The following is a 23055-nucleotide window of genomic DNA, read 5'->3' as shown; positions in this document are numbered from 1 at the left end:
GAAATTCGGCAATGTTTAGTAGACTGAAGTTATGAATGAACGCGCAGGAACTCTGGCCCAACCATCCGATCTGATCGACGTCGATGCTCTCATCAGCGCCTACTACGATATCGAACCAGATCCGGACAACCCTGCCCAGCAGGTTGTGTTTGGTACCTCTGGTCACCGTGGTTCAGCTTTCGATGGTGCTTTCAACGAAGCACATATCGTGGCAACCACGCAAGCTATTGTTGAATACCGCCGCGCACATGAGATTGACGGCCCGCTGTATATTGGTCGCGATACGCATGCGCTCTCCGAACCAGCCGAACGTACCGCATTAGAAGTTTTGGCTGCCAACGACGTCGAGGTACGCATTGACGCCCGCCATTCCTGGACTCCCACTCCGGCAGTGTCGCTGGCAATTTTGACGGCGAACGGGGCAGATACGTTCGAGGGCGTACGCACCTCTGGCCCAGGTTTGGCTGACGGCATCGTCGTCACCCCTTCCCACAATCCACCTCGCGACGGCGGTTTTAAGTACAACCCGCCCCACGGTGGCCCGGCCGGTTCTGACGCTACCTCGGCAATCGCTGCCCGAGCGAACGAGATTTTGCGCGAAGGTTGGCGCAATGTGCCCCGAGTTTCTTACGAGGTCGCGGTTAAAGCCGAAACCACGCGCGGGCATGATTACCTTTCTGCCTACGTTGATGATCTGCACACAATCATTGATCTGGACGCTATCCGCAATGCTGGCGTGCGCATCGGTGCCGACCCGATGGGTGGGGCGTCTGCCGAATATTGGGGTGCGATAGCTGAGCGTTACGGTCTCGATTTAACCGTTGTTAATCCGGTTGTTGATCCGGCGTGGCCGTTTATGACTCTTGATTGGGATGGCAAGATTCGGATGGATTGCTCTTCGCCCTATGCGATGGCTTCCCTGCTTGAACGCATGAAGCCAGACGCTTCTGGTCGTTCGCCGTTCGATATTGCTACCGGCAACGACGCCGATTCGGATCGGCATGGAATCGTTACCCCTGATGCCGGGTTGATGAACCCGAACCACTATTTGGCTGTTGCTATCAACTATTTGTTTACCCATCGTCCCCAGTGGCCAGCTGGCGCTGGCGTTGGTAAGACTCTTGTGTCGTCGTCGTTAATCGATCGCGTAGTGGGCAGTATCGGACGAAAGCTAGTGGAAGTGCCGGTCGGTTTCAAATGGTTTGTGCCCGGGCTGATCTCTGGCGAAATCGGCTTCGGTGGTGAGGAATCTGCTGGCGCGTCCTTCTTACGCAAGAACGGGACTGTGTGGACCACCGATAAGGATGGTCTGATTATGGATCTGTTGGCGGCCGAGATCACCGCGGTGACGGGTAAGAGCCCGTCTGAGTTGCATCGTGAATTAGTGGCTGAGTTTGGTGCCTCGTCGTATGCTCGTATCGATGCAGCGGCTACGAAGGCTGAGAAAGCCAAGTTGGCTGCGCTGGCTCCAAGCGATGTGACTGCGACCGAGCTGGCTGGTGAGGCGATCACTGCGCGGTTGGTTGAGGCACCTGGAAACGGGGAAAAGATTGGCGGACTGAAAGTCACCACGGAAAACGCGTGGTTTGCGGCGCGCCCGTCAGGAACCGAGGACGTTTACAAGATCTATGCCGAATCTTTCCGCGGCGATGAGCACCTGGCGCGCGTTCAAGAAGAAGCGAAGGCTGTGGTTAGCGCAGCGCTCGGCGCATAGCTGCCATGTTGCGTCAATATCAGCCTCGGATCGAGCTTAACCGCACCTCTGATATTCCGTTGCATATGCAGATTTCGGAACCGATCGAACGCGCTATCGTCGATGGGCAGTTGAGTGCGGGTACAGTGATCGAGAACGAGATTTCGATGGCGCGTCGCCTGCAGGTTTCGCGCCCTTCCGTGCGGCGCGCTATGCAAACGTTGGTAGAGCAGGGTTTGCTGATCCGTCAGCGCGGTAAAGGTACGATTGTGGCGCCTAAGCCGCGCCATCGGCTTCTCAAACTCACCTCGCTGAATGAAGAATTGCGGGTGCAAGGCCAGCATCCTACCACCCAGATTTTGGCGTACAACGTGGTTGCCGCTAATTCAAAAATGGCACACCAGCTCGATTGTTTACCCGGCTCACCGGTGTTGGAACTCGAACGGCTGCGCTATCGTGATGGGGTTCCCATCGCGTTGTTATATAACTGGATGCGCGCCGATATTGCCCCAAGTTTTGCTGACCTAGAACAATACGGATTATATGAGCTGATCCGTAAATCTGGCACAACGATCGCTTCAACGACTCAATCAGTTGGCGCCGAGCGCCCTACTCGGCGCCAAGCTAAGCTCCTTACTATCCCGTTGCGCCAGCCAGTGCTCACGATCAACCGTACCGCGTTCGACGATACCGGCGATATTGTTGAATGGGGAATCCACACTTATCGTGGAGATCTGTATCGTTACGAATCAACGGTCTTCGCACAAGGGGAGTAAGATCTGAATTTGATTATCGTTTCTTAAAAATGCGAAAATCTGAGCTAGTTATCGGTTGGAGTTTTCATGCTGAAAATGGCTCGATTTCACTGCCTAGGTGATTACCCTATTGTCTGTCCTTACTGATAATTCTTTTTATTACCCGTCTTCATTCTCAAACTCGGCTGTCGTACGATAGCTGAGACTGTGGTAGATAATGGAGTGGCTTCACCAGTCACCTCACTTAAACGTCATAATCTGTGCGTCGACGACGCCTAGCCTCGGCTTGAATACGAATCAGGTCATTCTTGTTCGTCACGCGATCGAAATTATGGTTCTTGTTCCGGTAGCAACTATTGGGGGACGTGACATTGTTTTCGACTACCTCGAAATAGACTCTCCTATAACGAAAACACTACTGAAATAGCCTCATCATTTTCGACGGCGAAGAAATCTACGCAACAATTTATGGTCACGAGATCCCCGCACGGCAACCATGGAGGACCAAAGCAACCGATCTCCTAGAAGACCCCGCAACCACATCACAAAACAGCCCAACGGACAAGAACGCGGAGTTCTCTTAGGCTTCTTCACCAGGGCTTCTCCACTCATTGACTTGTAACATCCGAGATAACAGTTGCAGAAGCCCCCGCGATGATAGCGCCCTTAAAAACGTGAATATCACCATTTGAAGCAGAACGTATCGATCGTGCTCGGCGTATCACTAGGAAAAACTGCTACCGGTGGAGCTAAAACAGAAGCAGGATTACTAAAAAATTGGTCAATCAACTCCGGAGTCAAACCAGCAGTCTTCTTCCTCGCATCATCCCAATCAGTCGGATTCCAACGCCGCAACCCCACCATCCTCGTAGAAACCAAAGCCGGATAACACTGATACCAACCACCAAAAGGAGCCCCCACCGCCCCACGATGAAGCACCGCACTACGAAACGAGACAGACAGATTCGCACCCAAAAGCGGATCAAAATGCCGATGCCAACCACTAATCACATGATGCCAAAACACCCGGCCATCTATCCCCACCATCACAATCTCATACCGATTCCTGCCAATCACCCGCGCCCACAAACACGCAAACGGACCATACTTAGCCACAGTCCGCTGCACAAACTGATACCCACGATGATTACCAATCAAAAAACCGACCAATGCACCCCCACTCCACGACCAGATAATCCAGGGGGACACATAATCACGTAATGCCAACGCAATCGGCAAAGTCACACCAAACCCAACCCAAAACATCACCACATTCCAGGCAGCGTTAGGTAACCTCACCAACGTCGCATAATACAAACACAACAAAGCAAACGTCACAGCCGGAACCACCTTAAACCAGCTCTCGGCCTGCCACGTAGGAACAACCACCCCAATAACCAACAAAACCAACGTTAAAACCCACTCAACCAACATAAACTTCGACAAATCCGGCACCGAAGGAACTCTCATGTCACGCTTACCACGCCAATCATGAACCATCTCAAACCACAACGCAGACAAACACCTACGCCGTAAAACCTCATCATCAAGGCCCAACGCATAAATCAACATATCAACATACGAACGTGGATCAACCTCAGAAAAAACCGCATCAGACAAGAAAATCCTCACATACCGCAAATTCTTCCGAGCCCTAAACCTATCCCCCGCCCGCAAAGCCTCCAACACCTCATCAAAAAGACTTTGAACCTTCACCTCATCAAAATCCAACCGGCCAGCACCCAACCGAGCAAACCACCACTGCCCCAACACCGGATGAACCGCCCGATACTGCAACCGAGCACACTCAACCATCACCCGCTCAACACACACAATCTCCAACCCAAACTCACTGACCATGAAACACCCCAAACGGAAAATCGATATTCCTAACATCTCTACTAATCACTGGAGAATCGGGCGAAGCCTGATAAGAGAAAGTTACAATCTCTCTCCCCTTTTCCCATTTATCAACATTCACAGACTTTACTGAACCAGTATGAAGGTAATCCTCACCCAGAGCATAGATACTATCTGGAGCAAGCGTAGAGGTACGCGGGTCATAGCCGAAATTAGGTTTCCTTACAAAATCTTCAATCTTATCTTCCACAGCGTTATTAAAAGAGTACGGTGAAAGTCCATACAAAGGCCCATACCGGTTCATTCCTCTAGTCTCAATTCCCACCACACCTGAACGCGTGATCAACGCAGTGGGTGAAAACAAGGCACCCTTAACCTCTTCACCAAAAGAACCCGTCTGTATACCAAACGCATCTTTTATAGGCTTCTCAACAACCGTGCTAACCACATCTTCAGCGCTCTCTTTCAAGAACTTAGAACCATACGCAATAGGCTTTTGTAACAATTTCCGGCCATTTTCACCCAGATACTGGAATGTTTTTTCCATTCCATCGGCAACAACTTTTGACAAACCTGACAGCGCTAACCGCCCCAGTAGCAACTTCATTCCTGCCCCAACCCCTGTACCAACCAACGTAGTAATTCCAACACTAATCCAATCTACGGTTCCACCATTGAGTTGTTGGAAGGTAGCATCAACACCAGCACCAAACAGTGCTGCGCCAGCTGGCCCGCCAACACCTGTGAACATTATTACCCCACCTGCAACCATCAACCCAAGACCAGCTAGAGTGTTCCAACTCCAAAAGTTCTCTTTCGCGCGAGTGAAAAAGCTCCTCTGGTCAATCGTTGTTGAGTAGGCCTGCATTTGTTGATCGGTTACGGGTTTGAGACCATAAGGATCAGATAGGTTAAGCGGATTATTAGAAGCATAATTATAAGGGCTAGTTTCCCACATAACACCGGCCGGAGCAGATAATGGATCTTGAGAAAGAAAGCTCACGGTAGCCGAGTCGTAGATCCTCGCCCCCATCCAATCAAGCCCATTAATACGCAAACTAGCCCCAGCAAGACTCACCCCGTCTGGCAACACCCCCGTAAGATACTCCGGACTGGCTCCGGTAAAACTGTAAGGATTTAACACGCTAGTAGAAGCATTCGGCCGCCAACCATGGACTTCCTGATATTGACTTTTCAAAGAGGTACTATCCGGAGTGAGGTATTGGCCTCCAGGCAGACTAAAAACCGGATCTAGACCAATACCCGTTACCGCTGGCATCGCGCTAGCATAATCCCACTCAATACTGGTGTCATTAATGCCAGTAAGGTATCCAAGCGCATCCACTCTTAAACGTTTAGTATCGGCTAGCATATCCGGACCAGTGAAACTAACACTTTCCAGAAAGCCGTTTAAACCCCACGTGTAGGTAGTGGACTGCCCCAGCGAGTTTTCTTGACTGGTTCTTTGCCCAATCTTGTTATAAGTGTAAACAGTCTCTACCGCACCAACCCCATCATTGCTACCAACAGTAGTAGTGGTGTAGGTTAGCTGCGAGGCTTGGTTATATGTGAAAAACTCGCTAACTGCTTCACCACCAACATGATAGGTGCTAGAAGTTAAACGTCCGCTTTGATCATAGGCCCATTGGCGCGATTGCCCACTACTAGTTCGCATGCTCGTTAACTGGTTGGCCTCATCATAGGAATACTCAATGACTTCCGAGACAGTTTTCACGTTTGCCACTCGCCCGAAAGCATCACGGCCAATCAGAGTAACATCCTTAGCCTCACCAGGTTTTTCAGTGGCATGCTGAGCAATGAAACCATTATCCCACACCCACTCGTGCGAACTATCACCGGTCTTGATACGTGTAAGATTCCCGGCTTTATCGTATGAGAAGAATGCCTGACCCAGCAGGGGATGCTCAATACTAGCTAACTGCCCACTAACATCGTAGTCATAACGCGTCTCAACCCCTGCCTCGCTCACATACTTAACACGCTGACCATCCTTATTGTAAAACCACTCAGCTTTACGCCTACCGCCGTCGTTACCAGACGTGGTTTTACTAGCTAACTGTCCTAGCCTGGTAAAGACAAGCGTATGGGTGAGCGGATCAGCACTTTCGGCGTTAGTGTAATCAAATAACGTGATAGTGCGACTGAGTTTATCAGTTTCTACTTTGGATAACAGCCGCCCATTAGCGTAGGCCTCACTCAAGCGCCCGTTAGCATCATAAGCATAAGTAAAACTAGTGCCCTGAGCATCCACCATAGCGTGAACTCGGCCAGCTTTATCATACTCAGCTCTAGTAGTGTTACCTAACGGGTCTACTACCTGGATCAGATTACCTGCCTGGTCATAAGTATAAACATGCGTTCCACCAGCAGGATTAATCATTCGAACAAGCCTGCCTACAGCATCGTACTCATACCGGCTAGCCCCGCCAACCCGTTAATAGCCTTAACAAGTTGCCCTGCCTTATCGTATGTAAACCAGCGCGGACCGCCGAGACTATCGCGCGTGAAAATCAACCGCCCGGCTTTATCATATTTACGCTCTATAACGCCTTGGCCTGGCACAACAGCTTTTACGAGTCTGCCCACTTTATCGTAAACATAGCTCGATTCATCCCCTACCGGGTTAATCACTTTGGTCAAACGAGAATCCGCGTCATACTCACACCGATACATTCCCCCATTTGGAGCAAGAACAGTGGCTAGCCTGCCGCACGCATCATACGTGTAACTAGTATTCAACCCCTGCGCCGAGGTATGGGAAACCACTCGGCCGGCAAGATCACGAGTCAGGATAGTTAAACCACCATCAGCATCAAGAAACTCTACTGGCTGACCAGCCTGGTTATAAGTGACAATCTCCGCATCCCCAGACACATCAACGGTCTTGACCGGACGCGCAAACTCGTCAAACTCCACAACCACATCAGTCTTACCCGAACTATCACAGCTAGCCATCCGACCCGTAATAGAACTACCGGTAACTGTAGCCTTAACTCCTTCTGGATCAACCACACCCGCAAAATTTCCCAACTTATCCCACTGATAAGTCCAGCTACTACCAGAGGGGTCTGTGAAAGACTTCAGCCGCGAAAGCCCATCATACGTAAAAGCATACTCAGCCCCATCAGGAAGCTTGATGGCTTGCACATTGCCCAAATCATCAAACTCTTGAACCGTGGCCCGACCTAACCCGTCAACAGCTTTAACTAGCTTGCCATGCGGCCCATACTCAAAAGACTGCACTACCCCGGTTGGATCAGTATTCTTCACCAACCGACCGGCCTTATCGTAGTGATAGGTCCACACTCCGCCTTCCGCATCGACGATTTTTTCAAGAAGTCCCGCAGGGGAGTAGGAAAACTCAGTAACAAAACCCAATGGGCTAATCGTCTTAACCACATGACCTACCGCATCGCGTTCCATGGCCGCAACAGCTCCCTGACCGTTAACTACTGAGATCAAATCACCGTGAGCATCATAATCGAACCCGAGCCACACACCTTGCGGATCAACCACCGAATCCAACAAGCCATCACGCCAGACAAGCTCACTAACCCCGCCGAGTGGATCAACAATCCGGCACGGATTCAAACACGTATCGTCAGCATACTCGTAGCTAACTGCCCCTCCAGAACTACTGGAAACTTCTACGATGCGATCAAACTCGTCCCATTTATAAGAAACGTGCGCTTTAGACGGCAACACCTCACGCACAAGACGGGAACGCTCATCATACAAACGCACCCGTTGATTGCCGTTCCGGTCCCGAACCATCACAAGGTTACCCCACCGGTCATAAGACATCGATTGACGCTGATCATCACTATCAATCACACCCACCGTATGGCCATAAGCATTCGCTATCCACGTATTCGCCCGACCCCCATCGCCGTCGCTAACGACGGTGATATTGCCCGGCAAATAGACATACTTAACCCGCCGCTCAAACTCTGTGATCTGGCTAGTCACCCGCCCCTTGTTATCGTAAACGTTCACGCACTCAACCACGCCAGCAGCATCCACCACCCGCGTAATCAACAAACCATCCCAAACATACTCACGCGAACCAGAAAGACCATCGACCCGAACTAGTCGAGACTGAGCATCGTAAACATAACAAACCTCACGCCCATCATCACTACCTACCCGCTCAACCAGGCCCTCAGAGGTATATGAAACCTCCATGAACCGGCCACGTTCACTCAAGATTCCAACAACAAATCCGGCATCATCACGATCCACGAATAAGCCACTACCCGCACCTCGAGACTCACCCAGCCACATACCAGTCTCAGTAAAGTACCATTGCCCGCCAGCATTATCAGATACCAGCCACACAATCGCATCCACACCAACGATGTTCGCAATCCGATCCATCAACCAACCATTGCGAACCCTATCTATACCGGTACGGCACACCCAGAAGCTATCACGCACAGCCCGAACCGGACTATCCTCCACCACCCCAAAAGGCACTAAACGCCCGTCAGCCATTAGCCAACCAACACATCCGTCACCGTCCAGTTCCAAACACTGATCCAATACGCTAGACCACCCTGGACCAAATACTCCTCCATACCCGTTCAACGAGCCCACCGAGTTATACAACCGAGACAAACCCAAACCTGCAGCTGAACCAACAAAGCTCAAATCCAACTCAGGCTCCACAAAATTACCAGTCGCACTATTGACCGGATCCTCAATATAACCAGTCTTGGTATCAATACCAGCCAGAGTCGGTGAAGAAATATCTAGATCTTCGCGCACACAATCAACTCCACGTGATGCCAGGACTTGCGCAATCGCTTGATCGGACAGGCTTGTAACTCCACTACCAGAACCAGCCAACGCAAAAGCATCCCCAACCACACGCAACCAGTTCACATCATTCTCATTTAGGCTATTCCACCTATCCAACTGTTTAAAAACATCATTAACCTGAATCGAACCATACTGACATTGACTTGTAAAAATCTCATAGCAATCTGCCAAACGAGAACCAGAAATAAGATTCGTACCAGCATCTCTTATATTGTTCGAAGCACCCATCAAATTTTCTGGAATAGCACTAGAAACTCCACCGGCTGGCCCTTTTTCAAGCTCCTGTTCCCGATTATTAGTTACACTCGCAGTAACAGACACTGCCGGCGGATCAGCCGGTGGCAAGTGCGGCGGTTCTTCTTGACCAACCAACCAATCCCACCCTTTTTCCCACCAATCATCATGCCGAGCGAAATACTCACGAACTAACTGCCTACGCCGATTTTCTTCGCCGGCTTGCTCTTTCACATATTCAACCTGGCTAGCAAGCCTCGTTAACGCTTCTTGTAAAGCCTGTCCGTCATAGGAACAAACCCGCATATTACGAGCAAAAACAGTAGAAAAATAACCAGAAAAACTATCTGACGCTAAACTTTCGGCACCCACACGCACCGACTCGAAATCAGAAATTTTCCCTGCAGCCCTGCGCAACAAATCACTAAAATCATCAGCCGCAGCATTACTAAACCGAACCGGGTTTTCATAATCGCCAAAGTTCACCATGAGTTTCCTCGTTTACTTTCCAATAACAGCAATGACACTAAAGGGTCACTACGGAAAAAGAGTAACACGACTTAAGCCTTGACCAGACAATCCAAAAACCCGTTAATATTACTAACCATGACGCCGATGTCTTTCCAAACGTTGCGCCGCGTGCGCAGGGTGATGGTTGTTGGCCTGATCCTCACAGTTTTAGGTAATCGCCTCATTGAAGGTGGCTGGAACGCGCTCACTGCTGCTGGCCAGGTCAGTGTGGGCACGTTCGTGCTGATTTCTTCTGCCGAACAGTTATGTGTTTTTGCTTTTCCGCTCTATGCGCATATCCTCAAGAAATATTCTCCGGATACGACGCTTATTACTGTTGATTTCATTGAAGCCTTGCTGTCGGTTGTCGCTGTTGTTGCGCTGACGTTTACTGGCATACCTGGAACGTGGCTGTTGATCGGATATATTGCGATCGATCTTTTCCTCGCACCGGTATCCGATATTGCTGAGGAGTTTTACGGCGCGGCGTTCGCTCAACAGTCCGAAGAGCATGCGCTGTCATTTAACGCCGCACTGTATGCCTGGCTCGGCTTTATCGGCCTGGTTGTTGCCAGCCCGGCCGGCGCGTGGATGTCTGTTCTTTCCGTGCAGGTTCTCTTTATCGCCAACGCGGTGTTGTCGCTTGCCGGTGCTGGTTTCCGAATGTGGGCTCGGCACACTTACGCTATGCCCGCGTTGATTGATGCCGACGACGAGGAGTTCTCGGCGACCGGTGCGCGCCTGCCGATGCGTCAGTTCTTCTTTGATCTGTTCCGTTCCGGCCCGGCTTCTCCGTTGCTGTCGTTTGTTTTGCAAGTTATTGGAGCGTTGACTGGGTCGCTGGTGTTCTTGTGGGCAGCGAACTTGAGTGACCGCTCGGCACAGGTGGCTATGGGGTGGGTGCTGATTGCCTTCGGCAGTGCAGCAACCGTTGGCCCACTCGTTGGACGACGTATTTCTAAGGCGATTCCAACGAAGCGAGCCTTGCAGGTGACTGCTAGTCTTTCGGCAACGAACATTGTGATCGCCGTCGTCCTCATTGCCAGCAATAACGCCCCATTCTATACCGCGCTCGGTTTCATTTTCTTCAACGTTCTATTCAACAAAGCCCGGGTGATTATCCTGGAAACTCACCGCCAGGTGTTCTTCCGCGGAAGTCAGTTCGCTCGCATCATGAGTTGGTCGTACAGTTTTGGTGCTGTTGGAACGATTTGTGGATTGCAGTTGGGCTACCTGCTCAACACGCCAGATTCTCCGCTGAGCGCATTGCTTATTGCGGCTAGTTTGTGGGTTGTTGTTGCTGGCGTGGTAAGTTCTCGTAGCTCCCACCCATCCTCCTGACACTCCTCACCACCGGCCCTACCTCAGCTACCTACCTGACTACTCCACCGGCCTGTAACAAAACCGGGGTATATGGGGCGATAGGCCCATATACGAGGACATCTCCCCATATACCCCGGTTTCGTAACAATGAAGAGACTAGAAACTCCTCGGAACCAACCAAGCAAGATCAATCAGCAGGGCCAAGCAAGAACAACCAGCAGAACCAGCCGGCAAGATCACCTCGACGGATAATCGCGACATAACGCCAGGAGCAAAGACATCCACCCCAACTAGCTTACTTTCGTTAGACTGTATCTATGGGATTAGCTAATATTGCTCGCAATGTCGAAGATTCAATTAACCGTCGTGGCATCGTCAAATGGCGGCGCGCCGGCTGGCTCCCCCGTATTACTGCCTATTCTGGCTACGGTTCAACTGTCGCAGTGCGCATTCTCGCTCGCGCAACTATGGAGGATCCGCAAGCCGAAGATAAGACTTTTACCTTACCGTTCTTACCTAGCCTCACTCATTCCTATGCTCGGCAACGAGTTGGTGAAATTGTTTCTTTCGCTACCGAAAAGGCCGTCGAAGCAGAGCGTGGTTGGCGGCAATTCTTCACCACCCAGGTAGGATTTTTACCTGTCACGGTCACGATTGGTAATCAAACAATTCAGGCCCGAACTGACCGCAGTGGATATTTAGATATAGTCGTCGAAAATCACGGGTTAGCGCCAGGCTGGCATGAAGCCACCATCACACCAGTTGCTGGTGAATCAACTAAAGCTCCAGTCATGATTGTCTCACCTAAAGCGAAGCTGGGCTTGGTCTCCGATATTGACGATACTGTGTTAGTCACTTGGCTTCCGCAAGCTGCCCGAGCTTTCTGGAATTCATTTGTCAAACACACCAACGCCCGGCAGGCCGTCCCCGGGATGGCGGAGTTTTACCAAAAGCTGCTTGCCGGTTCGCCAGAGGCTCCTGTGTTCTACTTATCTACTGGAGCGTGGAATACGTATTCCACGATTTTGCGTTTCATGCGCTTAAATAATTTACCCATCGGCCCGATGCTCTTAACCGATTGGGGCCCGACCCCCACTGGTCTTTTCCGTTCCGGGCAGGAGCATAAGAAGACGCAGTTGCGAAATCTGTTGATTATGTTTCCTCAGATTCGGTGGATTCTTGTTGGCGACGACGGCCAATACGATCCGCTCATCTACGATGAGCTCGCCCGCGAACACCCAGCACGAGTGCGCGCGATTGCGTTGCGTGAACTGAACCCAGTAGAGCAGGTTCTCTCACACGGCTCACCTGAGGCATTCCGCAAAGACCGCGAGGACCGTGATATTGAACGCGACGGCGTACCGGTTATCCGTGGAAAAGACGGATATGAACTAGGCATGCGCGCCCGTCGTCATGGATTCACGATCTTTTAGCATAAGTGGAATCGCTGGAATATCTATCATTCCACATAACTGAGAAACATATACCCGCACATACGGCAAAACATCAGAAACTACTCGCCCCGAAAGAAAACTCTCCCAGTCATAGTCTTTCGGCAACGCACTAAGATCATCCTCAGAATGATAAATTCCACGCACGTGTATATTTACGTTGGCGATTTGAGTTTTAATCAAAAACTCAACATCAACTAGTAGCTCGTTATTAATAGCTTGCGGAACGTAGAAACTAATATTAGTTTCTACGTTCAGCTTGTCCGCTTGGTCAATCTGGACATTTTCTGAACGAATGAGATTTTCTACTCCAGATTTCACTACTTTGACATGCTCTAAGGCTATTTTGTCAAGCGTCATGCCGGAACCTTGTCAGTGTAATGAACAGTATATTTATTTTTTCCGTATTGCAGATGTGGCATTTCTTGATACGTGGTTACATCTTGGATAACGTGGCGTACTTCAGCATCTAAAACTAGTTGGTATTCAATACTTACCCCAACAATACGAGCATACCGTCGAATAGTTTGTTGCGTAGGATTAGCCTGCCCTGATTCAAAACGCGAAATAGTCGACTGGCTAACGGACATTTTCTGCGCAATTTCTACTTGCTCAATCCCTAATTTTTTGCGCATTTCTACTAGGTCAGAAATAAGTTGCCGATCGCGTTTATTTTGTTCCCGTCGTTTACGGATGGATTCACGTCTTTCGCGATTTAGCATGCCCCTCCCCCATTCGCTATATGCAACTGGTGCATATAGCGAATATATCCTATGTCTACTCACTAGACAACAGGAAAGTTCTCAACCCATGATTCACATCTACTCATTGCCGTTGCCATAAAGTCATTCTGCATACTATTAAGCCTGCTATTACCATCTTGTTTGACATGCATCAGCAAAGTCACAATTCCCGTAAAAGGTGGCTGCTCTGGTTCCACCACATAGATACGAATCCGATATTTCCCCTCTCCGAGTTCATACGGCTCATGCAACCGAATTTCAATCAGCCCCGGCTGCGATTGAGTTTCCGTCACATCAGCACGACGCCCGTAACTCAGTTTCCCAAACGCTGCTCTTTCAAATTGATATTCCACCGCACCTATCAGCTCGTCAATTTCTTCATCAGAGATATGGATATCCACTCCGGCAAAACTTTCAAGGAACGAACCCAACTCTAGAATGTCAAGCATCACCCAGCAGTCATCCGGAAGCGCGTCATTTAGCGGCGACCAATCACTATTTTCACGTTTTCCACCAGCGTGACGGATCCGGTAACTTGCTAATCCAACCGGCGGGTTACAGCATCTTACAGCCCCCGTTGCTGGTACAAAATTCACATCTCGTCCTCAACGACAATTTCATTCACAGTATCGCGGTTTGGCGCAGAAAAACCACCAAGAGGCGAAGAATTCCATAGTTTCTCGGCAAAATCCACGATCTGCTCGTAACGCTCTCGGCCTGCCTTGGCACCGAGAACATAGGCTCCGCCAGCAATAATCAATGTACGAAACAGCTTCATAGCTATTCTCCTTTATTCAACACTCTTACTGTTAATGAAAAGTCTAGCGACCGCCCGCATAACCTGGCACCCGCCGAACACCTCTCCGGCTCACTTCTTCGCCGAAAGCCGAACAAGTAACCCGCGATGGTCTGAATCTCCAACACGAACCACAGCAGCATCTGAACCGGTGTACCGCTTACCATCGTGCAACACACGATCAATTGGCGCAGAAAGAATCGCTGGAGTGGAAGCCGGCCAGGTTCCTACTGCACCAGAGCCCGCCTCGTAGGCACCATCAGCACACGAAAAACCGTGCGCCATCTGGTGATCGACTGTGGAATTGAAGTCACCAGCCATGATGAAGTTCGGCTCTGAACACAAGCTATAAACTGAGTGGGTTTCCCAACGCCACTGATCGATGAGCGCTGGTAGCGGCGCAATCGGATGCACACCGATAAAAACCGGCCCCTCGCCGGTAACTGGACGAGCCGAAACACCTCCAGCCAAACTCGATGCAAGATCGGACTCCTCGTAACTACCTAGAGCGCGCGAAACAAGTAGAACTGTGGAACGGAATTCTGGATCATATTCTGAGGCGTGGTTGTCAAACTGTTGGAAATCCAGGCCATTCTTAGCGAGCATAGTAACCAATTCATGCCCGTGAGCAACGGAGGTTTCCGGCAAAATTACTACGTCAACGCCATTATTCACGACGAGTTCGCTTACCAGCTTCATCGCAGTCTGGCCACCTAAAGTGTTGTAGGTTAGCACGGTAATATCACCGTTGCCCTGTGCGGAAAGTGAAACTCCGCGATCAGAATCGAGCTTTCCGGGATTAGAGATACCGCGTTCGATGAGCATCGCAACCTGGATGCAACTAGAAGCAAAAAGTACAACTCCCAATACGGCCGCGATTCGGCCCATACCCAGCAGTTTGTGGCGCACGAGAGAAAAAATCAGGAGCGCAACGGCAACGAAAAGCAACCCCGCAGCTAACCATAATCGTAGTGACATCACTTGAGCCAATGGCGTAGCTAGGGCAAGATCGCGCGTAACGCTCAATAAATCTGGACGAATAAGCACTGCAGCACACGCCGCAAGTGCTAAGGAAATCAATCCCCAGAGATATTTCATCTTTAGCCTCTTTTCTCATCTAACTGAGCACCAGTCTAGACCACACTTCCCACACAAAAATGATCCGACAACACTCGCCTACATTTATCCCTGCGACGTCCCACACAGTCACCACACCAGACACTCTCACAGCGAACCACCCTGACATCGCCCAACGACCGTGCGAAAATAGAATACGATGTCTGAAAATAACCGCCACCCCAATTCTCAGGAGAACTCCCGCCCACGCCGTTCTGCTGCACATCGACGTCGGAAAAACCACCAGCACCAGCGCGCACTGCGCGGACCGCGCCCCTTCACCCCCGAACAACTAGCCGCCCGGCGAGCAATCGTCCCGGCCATCACCTACCCGGCACAACTACCCGTCTCGGCCCGCCGCGCAGACATCATGGCCGCAATCAAAGACAACCAAGTCGTTATTATCGCCGGCGAAACCGGATCCGGAAAAACCACCCAGCTACCAAAAATGTGCCTCGAACTGGGCCGCGGCATCACCGGAATGATCGGCCACACCCAGCCGCGACGCATCGCCGCACGCTCCGTCGCCCAACGAATCTGCGACGAACTCGACGTCGAACTCGGCGGACCAATCGGATACCACGTACGCTTCACTGAAGAAGTCTCCCCCACCACGCTCGTCAAACTGATGACAGACGGCATCTTGCTCGCCGAAATCCAATCCGACCCGATGCTGCGCCGTTACGACACCATCATCATCGACGAAGCCCACGAACGCTCCCTCAACATCGACTTCCTCATGGGCTACCTCGCCCAACTCCTATCCAAACGCCCCGACCTCAAACTCATCATCACCTCGGCAACCATCGATTCCCAACGGTTCGCACAACACTTCGGGAAGTTTATACACAACGGCGGTGACGACGTCGTCGCCCCAGTTATCGAAGTCTCCGGACGAACCTTCCCCGTCGAAATCCGATACCGTCCACTCGACGGCGAAACCAGGGTGCTCGACGGCGAAACCGAGACGCTACCAGGCGGCGAAAACGCCGAATACCTCAGTCGCGAAGAAGCCCACGACCAAATCACCGGAATTATTGATGCCGCCGAAGAACTCATGAGCGAAGGGCCGGGCGATATCCTCGTCTTTCTATCTGGTGAAGGCGAAATCCGTGAAACCTTCGGTGCGTTCAAAGACGAACTCGGCAACCGATTTATTGAACCAGGCGGGCACTCAACCGTGCCCGGCGCCGTCGAAATTATGCCGCTGTATGCCCGACTATCGGCGGGAGAACAACAACGCATCTTCCAGCCACACAATAATCGGCGTATCGTGCTCGCCACCAACATTGCCGAAACTTCGCTCACTGTGCCCGGAATCCGCTACGTCATCGATCCGGGAACTGCCCGAATTTCGCGGTATTCGCCGCGCACCAAAGTCCAACGCTTGCCTATCGAAGCCATCTCGCAAGCCTCCGCAAACCAGCGCTCAGGCCGATGTGGACGAGTCGCCGATGGCATCGCGATTCGCCTCTACTCTGAAGAAGACTTCGCAGCTCGCCCTGACTTCACCGAACCCGAAATCCAACGCACCTCGTTGGCCGCAGTCATTTTACAGATGGCGTCGCTGGGGCTCGGTACCGTTGCCGACTTCCCGTTCATTGACCCGCCAGACCTAAAATCTGTGCGTGCTGGCATTCAGCTTCTCGAAGAAATCGGCGCCCTCGAACCTGACATGCACACCCCGGTGCTGACTAAGATCGGCCAGAAACTCGCGCGATTGCCCATTGATCCCCGGCTTGCACGAATGTTGCTTGCCGCGGTAGATAATGGTGCCGCCACTGAGGTTCTCGTGCTGGTTGCCGCCATGTCGGTCCAAGACGTCCGCGAGCGCCCGGCCGAGTTCAAAGCCCAAGCCGATCAACTCCATGCGAGATTCACCGAACCTAGCTCAGACTTCCTTGCCTACTTAAATCTGTGGCGTTATTTGCGCACACAGCAACGCGATCTATCCGGTTCCGCATTCCGGCGTATGTGCCGTGCCGAACATCTGAACTGGTTACGCTTCCGCGAATGGCAAGACGTCGTCGCACAACTACGCGAACTGGCTAAACCGCTTGGGATTACATTGAAGAATATTGCTCTGCCAACCGCTGCACAAATCCAACAAGCACGCGACAAACACAACGACGTCAGCCAAAATCGCGACGTCGTCCATGCCGTTAAAGCGGTTGGCGCCTCAGCAGATGCTCCTGCAGCTGATGCTATTCATCGTTCGCTACTCGTTGGTCTGCTCTCTAACGTCGGCTCCTACGATCAACGCAAACGTGACTATCTTGGTGCGCGTGGCACCCACTTCGTCACTTGGCCGGGATCTGGGCTTGCCCGGCGCACTCCGGACTGGGTGATGGCCGCCGAACTGGTTGAAACCTCTCGGCTCTTTGCCCGCACGGTAGCTAAAATTGATCCGGCGTGGATCGAACGCGTCGGGGCGCATTTGGTCAAACGCACCTATTCCGACCCGTTTTGGTCTAGCCGCGATGGCGCAGCGAAAGTACATGAAAAGGTTTTGCTTTACGGGCTTACCGTTACCGCAGACCGGCATGTTTTGCTCTCCTCGATCGGCACGCCCTCGGCTCGCGAACTTGCCCGCGAAATATTTATTCGCCATGCTCTGGTTGAGGGACAGTGGCGTAGCCATCATCAGTTCATTAAAGCCAACGCGGCGGCGCTCGCCGATGCGCGCGAGGTTGAAGAACGTCTGCGCAGCCACGGGCTGGTGGCAGATGAGGCGGCTCAGTTTGTTTTCTTTGACGAACGTATCCCGGAGTCTATCGTATCTGGGCGCCATTTCGATTCGTGGTGGAAAAAAGAACGGCATAATCGCCCTGATCTGCTGACGTTCACTCGCGAATTTTTGCTTGGCGAGAACGATGCGTCCAACGAGGATTTCCCTACCGAGTGGATGCAGGGCGAGGTTGCGTTGCCGATCTCCTACACGTTCGTGCCCGGCTCGCACGCCGACGGGTTGTGTATCGACGTCCCGGTCACATTGCTTCCGCAGTTGAGCGACGACGGGTTTGACTGGCTTGTTCCGGGGATGCGTGATGAACTTGTGGTTGCCACTATCCGCGGGTTGCCTAAACGTATTCGCCGGCATCTGGTTCCGGCACCCGATGTGGCGCGTGAGGTTGGCGCGCTCCTGCCGCGCTGGGAGGAAGTAGCTCATGGGCAGCCTGGCGCGCCTAGTTTCCGCGCCGCGTTTAGTGATGCGGTTCGTGTGGCGCGTGGGATTGAGATCGACGACGAAGCTTGGGAGCAAGCCGACTTGCCGCCACATCTTGTGATCACGTTCCGAGTGCGCTCCGAGCGTGGGGCGGTTTTGGAGGAGGCGACGTCGATTGAGTATTTGCAGCGCTCGCTGGCGCCGCAAACTCGTACGGCTGTGGAATCTGTAGTTAAAAATGCGGTGTCGCAGGCGGTGGCGAGTGCTGGTGGTGCTGGCGGTACTGGCTCGAGGACGACGCCATCGCATACTCCTGGCGAACTAGCTGACAACACCGCACTGGGTGCACATATCGGACAAGTCTTATCTACCTGGCCCCAAACTCCTGACGGCACTATTCCTGATTCAGTGGAATCTATCGGCTCACATGGCATGGTGATCCGCGGATACCCTGCACTCGTGGCGGTACCAGTAAAGGAAGGCACCGGCGTCGAACTGCAGATTGTTGCGGAACCAGCAGAACAAATGCGCGACCACCGCCTTGGAATCATCCGGCTCTTGGCACAAGAACTGAGGTTACCTGACGCGCGAATCAGCTCGCGGTGGACTGGTCGTGAATCACTGGCTATGGCAGCCTCGCCGTACTCCTCGACCACCGCGCTTATCGACGATCTTCACCTAGCAGCAGCGCGGAACTTAGCTGATCGGTGGGCACGAGAAGAAAAACAGCCGATTGGGCAGATTCGTCGCGTCGAAACCTATACCGAACTTCGCACATGGCTGCGCGACCGTATTGAAGATGAAATCTATCGGGTGGCACAAATCGTGGTACGTATCCTAGAAGCATACGGCGAGGTGGATAGTTTGATTCGGACAACGAAGTCATTGGCGCTTATTAATACAGTGACCGATGTACGCGATCATGTGAGTTCACTTGTGCGCGACGGTTTTATTGCTGGCGTGCCAGAAGAATATTTGGCGCAGATTCCGCGATATCTGCGCGGGGCGCAGATCCGCCTGGAAAAGGCTGGAACAAATCCGGCTGAAGATTCCCTGGCGTGGCAAATTGCTGATATTAGTGAGGCTGTTGCACAAGAACAGCAGGCGGATATTGCGTATGACCCGCAGCGTAGTGCTCAGCTCGAAAAGGCGCAATGGATGATTGAAGAATTGCGAGTGTCGTTCTTTGCCCAGCAGTTGGGGACTCACGGGAAGGTTTCTGTGCAGCGGATTCGGAAACTGCTGGGATAGGTTGAGGTGGCGAAGGTCTAGGTGCAAATCTGGCTGAGGTAGGTGGCGGTGGCCGAAGGTCTAGGTGCAAATCTGGCTGGCGAAATCCTCATATACCCCGGATTCTGCTTGTCTCCCCCGCCTTCCACAAAACTAGCACGGATTCGGCACTCCTCCCCCAACTTCCACACAACTACCCCGGCTTCCGCACGCACTTCCAATCCTTTATGCCTCATCTAAGCCACCTTCGTCTGCGGAGTTGTCGCAAAACCGGGGTATATGGGGCGATGACCCCGTATATGAGGACATCGCCCCATATACCCCGGTTTCGGCACACAGACCTGATGCCACACCTCACAACAACCCGACAAATCACCAATATAAGGCTTCGCAACAGTTGAATGTGCTCCATCTTACCTAAAACCCACTGTATAAATATACGCGCGCATGTATATACTTACATCACCGGGTTAATAGCCAACAAGAATTCCATCCGCGAGGAGAAACCATGAAAACCCTAAAGATTACTGCAGTAACAGCTGCACTCTTACTCACCTTGGGCGCTTGTGGCTCCGACGCCGCAACGTCTACCACTGACGCATCCGACGCCGCAGCTATTGCCGGCGATGTGCGCGCCACAGACGTATCAACAATCGAAAAGGTCGATGAGATCGCTGCATTACTACCTGAAGCAGTTAAGCAGGATGGAAAACTCACCATCGGCACCAACGCATTTTATGCACCTGCTGAATTTTATGCCGCAGACGGCACCACCATGCAGGGCTTTGATGTTGATCTTGCCAACGCCCTAGGCAAAGTCCTCGATATTGAGGTCACTATGGAAAATGCCGAGTTTGCCGCGATTATCCCAGGTATCGGCTCAACATACGAGGCTGGCATCGCCGCTATCTCAGTCAATCCAGAACGGCAAGAAACCGTTGACCTCATCCAGTATTACGAAGCTGGTTTGCAGTGGGGTGTGCCCGCAGGAAACCCGAAGAACTTTGATCCAGCTGATGTGTGCGGCAAGGTGATCGGCGTACAAACCGGCACGGCTCAAGATGAATTCCTCACTGAACTTAACACTACGGACTGCAAAGACAAACCCGTCCAAATCCAACGGCAGTCTGAACAACCACGCATTAGCCTCGAACTAGCCCAAGGCCAGCTCGACGCTATGTTCGCCGACACCCCGGTCATTGACTACGCCATTTTGCAAACGAATAACAAGATCGAAAAGATCGGCACCCCGATCGACGTCGTTGGCCTGGCAATTGCTACTCCAAAGGGTGAAGCTACCACCGAGGCTCTCACTAAAGCACTCCAACATCTGATTGATACCGGCGAACTTCAACGGATTTTCGACACGTGGGGTATCAAGGATGGTGTTGCCACCACGGCCATCCTCAATCCAGCCAAGTAAAACTTTTACATATTAACTCTCAACAGCCAGGACGTATCATGCCTTCGCACAACAGCCCCGAACTCATCCGTGCAGTTCCAGTCCGCCATTGGGGTCGGTGGGTCTCGGCAGCTATTGTGGCTGTCATTGCCTATGCGATTCTCAATCAGCTCATCACTAACCCGCAATTCCAGTGGGGCGTGGTGTGGGATAATCTTTTTAAGATTCAGATTGTCAAAGGCGTGGCGTGGACGCTCGCTCTGACTGTGGCTGCGATGGCGTTGGGTATTGCGTTGGCGGTGACGATGGCGATTATGCGCCGGTCGGATAATCCGGTGTTGCGCTCGGTAGCAACTGGATATATTTGGTTCTTCCGGGGCACGCCGATTTATACTCAGTTGATTTTCTGGGGACTTATCGGCACGCTGTTTCCAACGATCACTGTTGGCATTCCAGGCGTGGTTGATTTCTTCTCTTTCGCACCGAATAATATTTTTGCTGAGCGCCAATATACGATGTTTTTGTTTGCTGTGCTTGGGCTTGGTATTAATGAAGGCGCGTATCTAGCTGAGATTGTGCGTTCGGGGTTGAACTCGGTGGATCCGGGGCAAGAGGAGGCTGCGAAGGCGTTGGGGATGAGTAGTGGGATGATTATGCGTCGGATTATTTTGCCGCAGGCAATGCGTGTGATTGTGCCACCAACTGGTAATGAAACGATTTCTATGTTGAAGACGACGTCGTTGGTGACGGCGGTGCCGTTGTCGCTTGAATTGACTCACGTGACGAATGCGAGTGGGTTCTCCTCATTCCAGCCGATTCCGTTTTTGCTGGTTGCCGCTATCTGGTATTTGTCGATCACCTCGGTGTTGATGGTGGGCCAGTTTTATCTTGAGAAGTTTTATGGCCGCGGTAGTGCTGGTGGTTCTGTTTCGTCGCGTTCACGCACGACGAAGAAGAGCCGGGCGAGCCGCCAAGCCGCTATTAACGCCGCCCAGACGACGATCGACGATCCGTTTGCTGAATACACACCGTGATTTTGAGGATTAATAATGACTACTGCGTTTGATTCTAAGCCGAAGGTGCGCGTCACTGATGTTCATAAGTTCTTTGGTGATCTACATGTGCTGAAAGGTGTTTCGTTCGAGGTTCAACCTGGCTCGGTGACGTCGATTTTAGGCCCGTCGGGTTCTGGAAAATCGACGATGTTGCGGTGTATTAATCTGCTCGAGACGATTCAGGCTGGGTCGATTTATGTTGATGACACGTTGATGGGGTACCGGGAAAAGGATGGCAAGCTGTATGAGCTGACTGCAAAGCAGGCGGCGGCGCAGCGTGCCAAGATCGGCATGGTTTTCCAGCGGTTTAATTTGTTCCCGCATAAGACGGCGTTGGAGAACGTGATGGAAGCCCCGGTTCACGTGTTGGGTAAGTCGGTTGACCAGGCGCGCACTCAAGCACAAGCGTTGTTGACGCGCGTTGGGCTTGCAGATCGGATGGATCATTATCCGGCGGAGCTTTCTGGTGGTCAGCAGCAGCGGGTGGCGATTGCCCGCGCGTTGGCGATGGAGCCGGAGTTGATGTTGTTTGATGAGCCGACGTCGGCCTTGGATCCGGAGCTAGTTGGCGAAGTTCTTGCGGTGATGCAAGATTTGGCGGCTGAGGGTATGACGATGATTGTGGTAACCCACGAGATGGGTTTTGCTCGCGAAGTATCTGACCAGGTTATTGTGATGGACGACGGCGGTATCATCGAAGCCGGTAAGCCTGCGGATGTTTTTGACAATCCGCGCAGTGAGCGTGCACGCGAGTTCTTCACTCGCGTGGTGTAAGTGGCAGTCACTAACTGAACGACTTAGCTTCTTCGACTATTCTTCGACTATGAGTGTTTGTCCGCCTAGTGTATGTGGTCACTAGCTACGCGTGAATCTAACTTG

The 23055-nt window shown here is 51.9% G+C and carries 16 protein-coding genes; 8 read left to right on the top strand and 8 right to left on the bottom strand.

The genetic code is table 11. The annotated features are described in order from the left end of the window. Positions 1 to 31: 31 nt before the first annotated feature. Both pgm and NG665_RS00525 read left to right on the top strand, forming a co-directional pair. The gene (gene pgm / locus NG665_RS00530; protein WP_252673388.1) at positions 32 to 1714 is read left to right on the top strand and encodes a phosphoglucomutase (alpha-D-glucose-1,6-bisphosphate-dependent); all 1683 of its coding nucleotides are present in this window, start codon (positions 32 to 34) and stop codon (positions 1712 to 1714) included. A gap of 5 nt (positions 1715 to 1719) precedes the next feature. Then, complete coding sequence (locus NG665_RS00525; protein ID WP_252673387.1) at positions 1720 to 2469, top strand: GntR family transcriptional regulator; 750 nt, start codon at positions 1720 to 1722, stop codon at positions 2467 to 2469. Positions 2470 to 3129: 660 nt separating this feature from the next. Here NG665_RS00525 and NG665_RS00520 read toward each other — a convergent pair. The 3 genes from NG665_RS00520 to NG665_RS00510 are packed head-to-tail and all read right to left on the bottom strand — an operon-like array spanning position 3130 to position 9873. After that, positions 3130 to 4308: a hypothetical protein gene (locus NG665_RS00520; protein WP_252673386.1), complete on the bottom strand. Its 1179-nt coding sequence runs from the start codon at positions 4306 to 4308 to the stop codon at positions 3130 to 3132. Further along, a complete protein-coding gene (locus NG665_RS00515; protein ID WP_252673385.1) occupies positions 4298 to 6709 on the bottom strand; it encodes an RHS repeat-associated core domain-containing protein in 2412 nt (803 codons plus the stop codon). The genes NG665_RS00520 and NG665_RS00515 overlap by 11 nt, the downstream gene beginning before the upstream one ends. A 14-nt stretch (positions 6710 to 6723) precedes the next feature. Then, the gene (locus NG665_RS00510) at positions 6724 to 9873 is read right to left on the bottom strand and encodes a DUF6531 domain-containing protein (protein WP_252673384.1); all 3150 of its coding nucleotides are present in this window, start codon (positions 9871 to 9873) and stop codon (positions 6724 to 6726) included. A 117-nt stretch (positions 9874 to 9990) separates the two neighbouring features. Here NG665_RS00510 and NG665_RS00505 point away from each other — a divergent pair, with 117 nt between their 5' ends. Both NG665_RS00505 and NG665_RS00500 read left to right on the top strand, forming a co-directional pair. Further along, positions 9991 to 11235 carry an MFS transporter gene (locus NG665_RS00505; RefSeq protein ID WP_252673383.1) on the top strand — a complete coding sequence of 415 codons (1245 nt, stop codon included), beginning with the start codon at positions 9991 to 9993 and terminating at the stop codon, positions 11233 to 11235. Between the two features lie 299 nt (positions 11236 to 11534). Next, positions 11535 to 12650, top strand: a complete 1116-nt coding sequence (locus NG665_RS00500) for an App1 family protein phosphatidate phosphatase (protein WP_252673382.1) — start codon at positions 11535 to 11537, stop codon at positions 12648 to 12650. Here NG665_RS00500 and NG665_RS00495 read toward each other — a convergent pair. The 5 genes from NG665_RS00495 to NG665_RS00475 all read right to left on the bottom strand — a co-directional run bounded on the left by NG665_RS00495 (position 12609) and on the right by NG665_RS00475 (position 15305). After that, positions 12609 to 13028, bottom strand: a complete 420-nt coding sequence (locus NG665_RS00495) for a hypothetical protein (RefSeq protein ID WP_252673381.1) — start codon at positions 13026 to 13028, stop codon at positions 12609 to 12611. The genes NG665_RS00500 and NG665_RS00495 overlap by 42 nt on opposite strands. Beyond that, a complete protein-coding gene (locus NG665_RS00490) occupies positions 13025 to 13390 on the bottom strand; it encodes a helix-turn-helix domain-containing protein (protein WP_252673380.1) in 366 nt (121 codons plus the stop codon). Before NG665_RS00490 ends, NG665_RS00495 begins: the two co-directional genes overlap by 4 nt. 62 nt (positions 13391 to 13452) lie before the next feature. Next, positions 13453 to 14007 carry a hypothetical protein gene (locus NG665_RS00485; RefSeq protein ID WP_252673379.1) on the bottom strand — a complete coding sequence of 185 codons (555 nt, stop codon included), beginning with the start codon at positions 14005 to 14007 and terminating at the stop codon, positions 13453 to 13455. After that, positions 14004 to 14189, bottom strand: coding sequence for a hypothetical protein (locus tag NG665_RS00480; protein ID WP_252673378.1), 186 nt, complete (start codon positions 14187 to 14189; stop codon positions 14004 to 14006). The genes NG665_RS00485 and NG665_RS00480 overlap by 4 nt, the downstream gene beginning before the upstream one ends. 90 nt (positions 14190 to 14279) lie before the next feature. Then, a complete protein-coding gene (locus tag NG665_RS00475) occupies positions 14280 to 15305 on the bottom strand; it encodes an endonuclease/exonuclease/phosphatase family protein (protein ID WP_252673377.1) in 1026 nt (341 codons plus the stop codon). 178 nt (positions 15306 to 15483) lie between these two features. Here NG665_RS00475 and hrpA point away from each other — a divergent pair, with 178 nt between their 5' ends. The 4 genes from hrpA (at position 15484) to NG665_RS00455 (ending at position 22950) form a co-directional block, all read left to right on the top strand. Continuing rightward, positions 15484 to 19740 carry an ATP-dependent RNA helicase HrpA gene (gene hrpA / locus NG665_RS00470; protein WP_252673376.1) on the top strand — a complete coding sequence of 1419 codons (4257 nt, stop codon included), beginning with the start codon at positions 15484 to 15486 and terminating at the stop codon, positions 19738 to 19740. A 487-nt stretch (positions 19741 to 20227) separates the two neighbouring features. Next, the gene (locus NG665_RS00465) at positions 20228 to 21142 is read left to right on the top strand and encodes an ABC transporter substrate-binding protein (RefSeq protein ID WP_252673375.1); all 915 of its coding nucleotides are present in this window, start codon (positions 20228 to 20230) and stop codon (positions 21140 to 21142) included. Between the two features lie 38 nt (positions 21143 to 21180). After that, positions 21181 to 22155, top strand: coding sequence for an amino acid ABC transporter permease (locus tag NG665_RS00460; RefSeq protein ID WP_252673374.1), 975 nt, complete (start codon positions 21181 to 21183; stop codon positions 22153 to 22155). 15 nt (positions 22156 to 22170) lie between these two features. After that, entirely contained in the window at positions 22171 to 22950 is a 780-nt protein-coding gene (locus tag NG665_RS00455) for an amino acid ABC transporter ATP-binding protein (RefSeq protein ID WP_252673373.1), read from the top strand. The last annotated feature ends 105 nt before the right edge of the window (positions 22951 to 23055 follow it).

The organism is Arcanobacterium pinnipediorum (genome assembly GCF_023973165.1).
Lineage (GTDB): Bacteria > Actinomycetota > Actinomycetes > Actinomycetales > Actinomycetaceae > Arcanobacterium > Arcanobacterium pinnipediorum.
This window is presented reverse-complemented; position numbering and strand designations above follow the sequence as displayed.

Bases quoted from the DNA above. Each gene is read 5' to 3' on its own strand.
- NG665_RS00475 (WP_252673377.1), bottom strand. From the start codon at position 15,305: ATGAAATATCTCTGGGGATTGATTTCCTTAGCACTTGCGGCGTGTGCT.
- NG665_RS00455 (WP_252673373.1), top strand. From the start codon at position 22,171: ATGACTACTGCGTTTGATTCTAAGCCGAAGGTGCGCGTCACTGATGTT.
- NG665_RS00515 (WP_252673385.1), bottom strand. From the start codon at position 6,709: ATGATTAATCCTGCTGGTGGAACGCATGTTTATACTTATGACCAGGCA.
- NG665_RS00495 (WP_252673381.1), bottom strand. From the start codon at position 13,028: ATGACGCTTGACAAAATAGCCTTAGAGCATGTCAAAGTAGTGAAATCT.
- pgm (WP_252673388.1), top strand. From the start codon at position 32: ATGAATGAACGCGCAGGAACTCTGGCCCAACCATCCGATCTGATCGAC.
- NG665_RS00490 (WP_252673380.1), bottom strand. From the start codon at position 13,390: ATGCTAAATCGCGAAAGACGTGAATCCATCCGTAAACGACGGGAACAA.
- NG665_RS00465 (WP_252673375.1), top strand. From the start codon at position 20,228: ATGAAAACCCTAAAGATTACTGCAGTAACAGCTGCACTCTTACTCACC.
- NG665_RS00460 (WP_252673374.1), top strand. From the start codon at position 21,181: ATGCCTTCGCACAACAGCCCCGAACTCATCCGTGCAGTTCCAGTCCGC.
- NG665_RS00525 (WP_252673387.1), top strand. From the start codon at position 1,720: ATGTTGCGTCAATATCAGCCTCGGATCGAGCTTAACCGCACCTCTGAT.
- NG665_RS00500 (WP_252673382.1), top strand. From the start codon at position 11,535: ATGGGATTAGCTAATATTGCTCGCAATGTCGAAGATTCAATTAACCGT.
- NG665_RS00505 (WP_252673383.1), top strand. From the start codon at position 9,991: ATGACGCCGATGTCTTTCCAAACGTTGCGCCGCGTGCGCAGGGTGATG.
- NG665_RS00520 (WP_252673386.1), bottom strand. From the start codon at position 4,308: ATGGTCAGTGAGTTTGGGTTGGAGATTGTGTGTGTTGAGCGGGTGATG.
- NG665_RS00510 (WP_252673384.1), bottom strand. From the start codon at position 9,873: ATGGTGAACTTTGGCGATTATGAAAACCCGGTTCGGTTTAGTAATGCT.
- hrpA (WP_252673376.1), top strand. From the start codon at position 15,484: ATGTCTGAAAATAACCGCCACCCCAATTCTCAGGAGAACTCCCGCCCA.
- NG665_RS00480 (WP_252673378.1), bottom strand. From the start codon at position 14,189: ATGAAGCTGTTTCGTACATTGATTATTGCTGGCGGAGCCTATGTTCTC.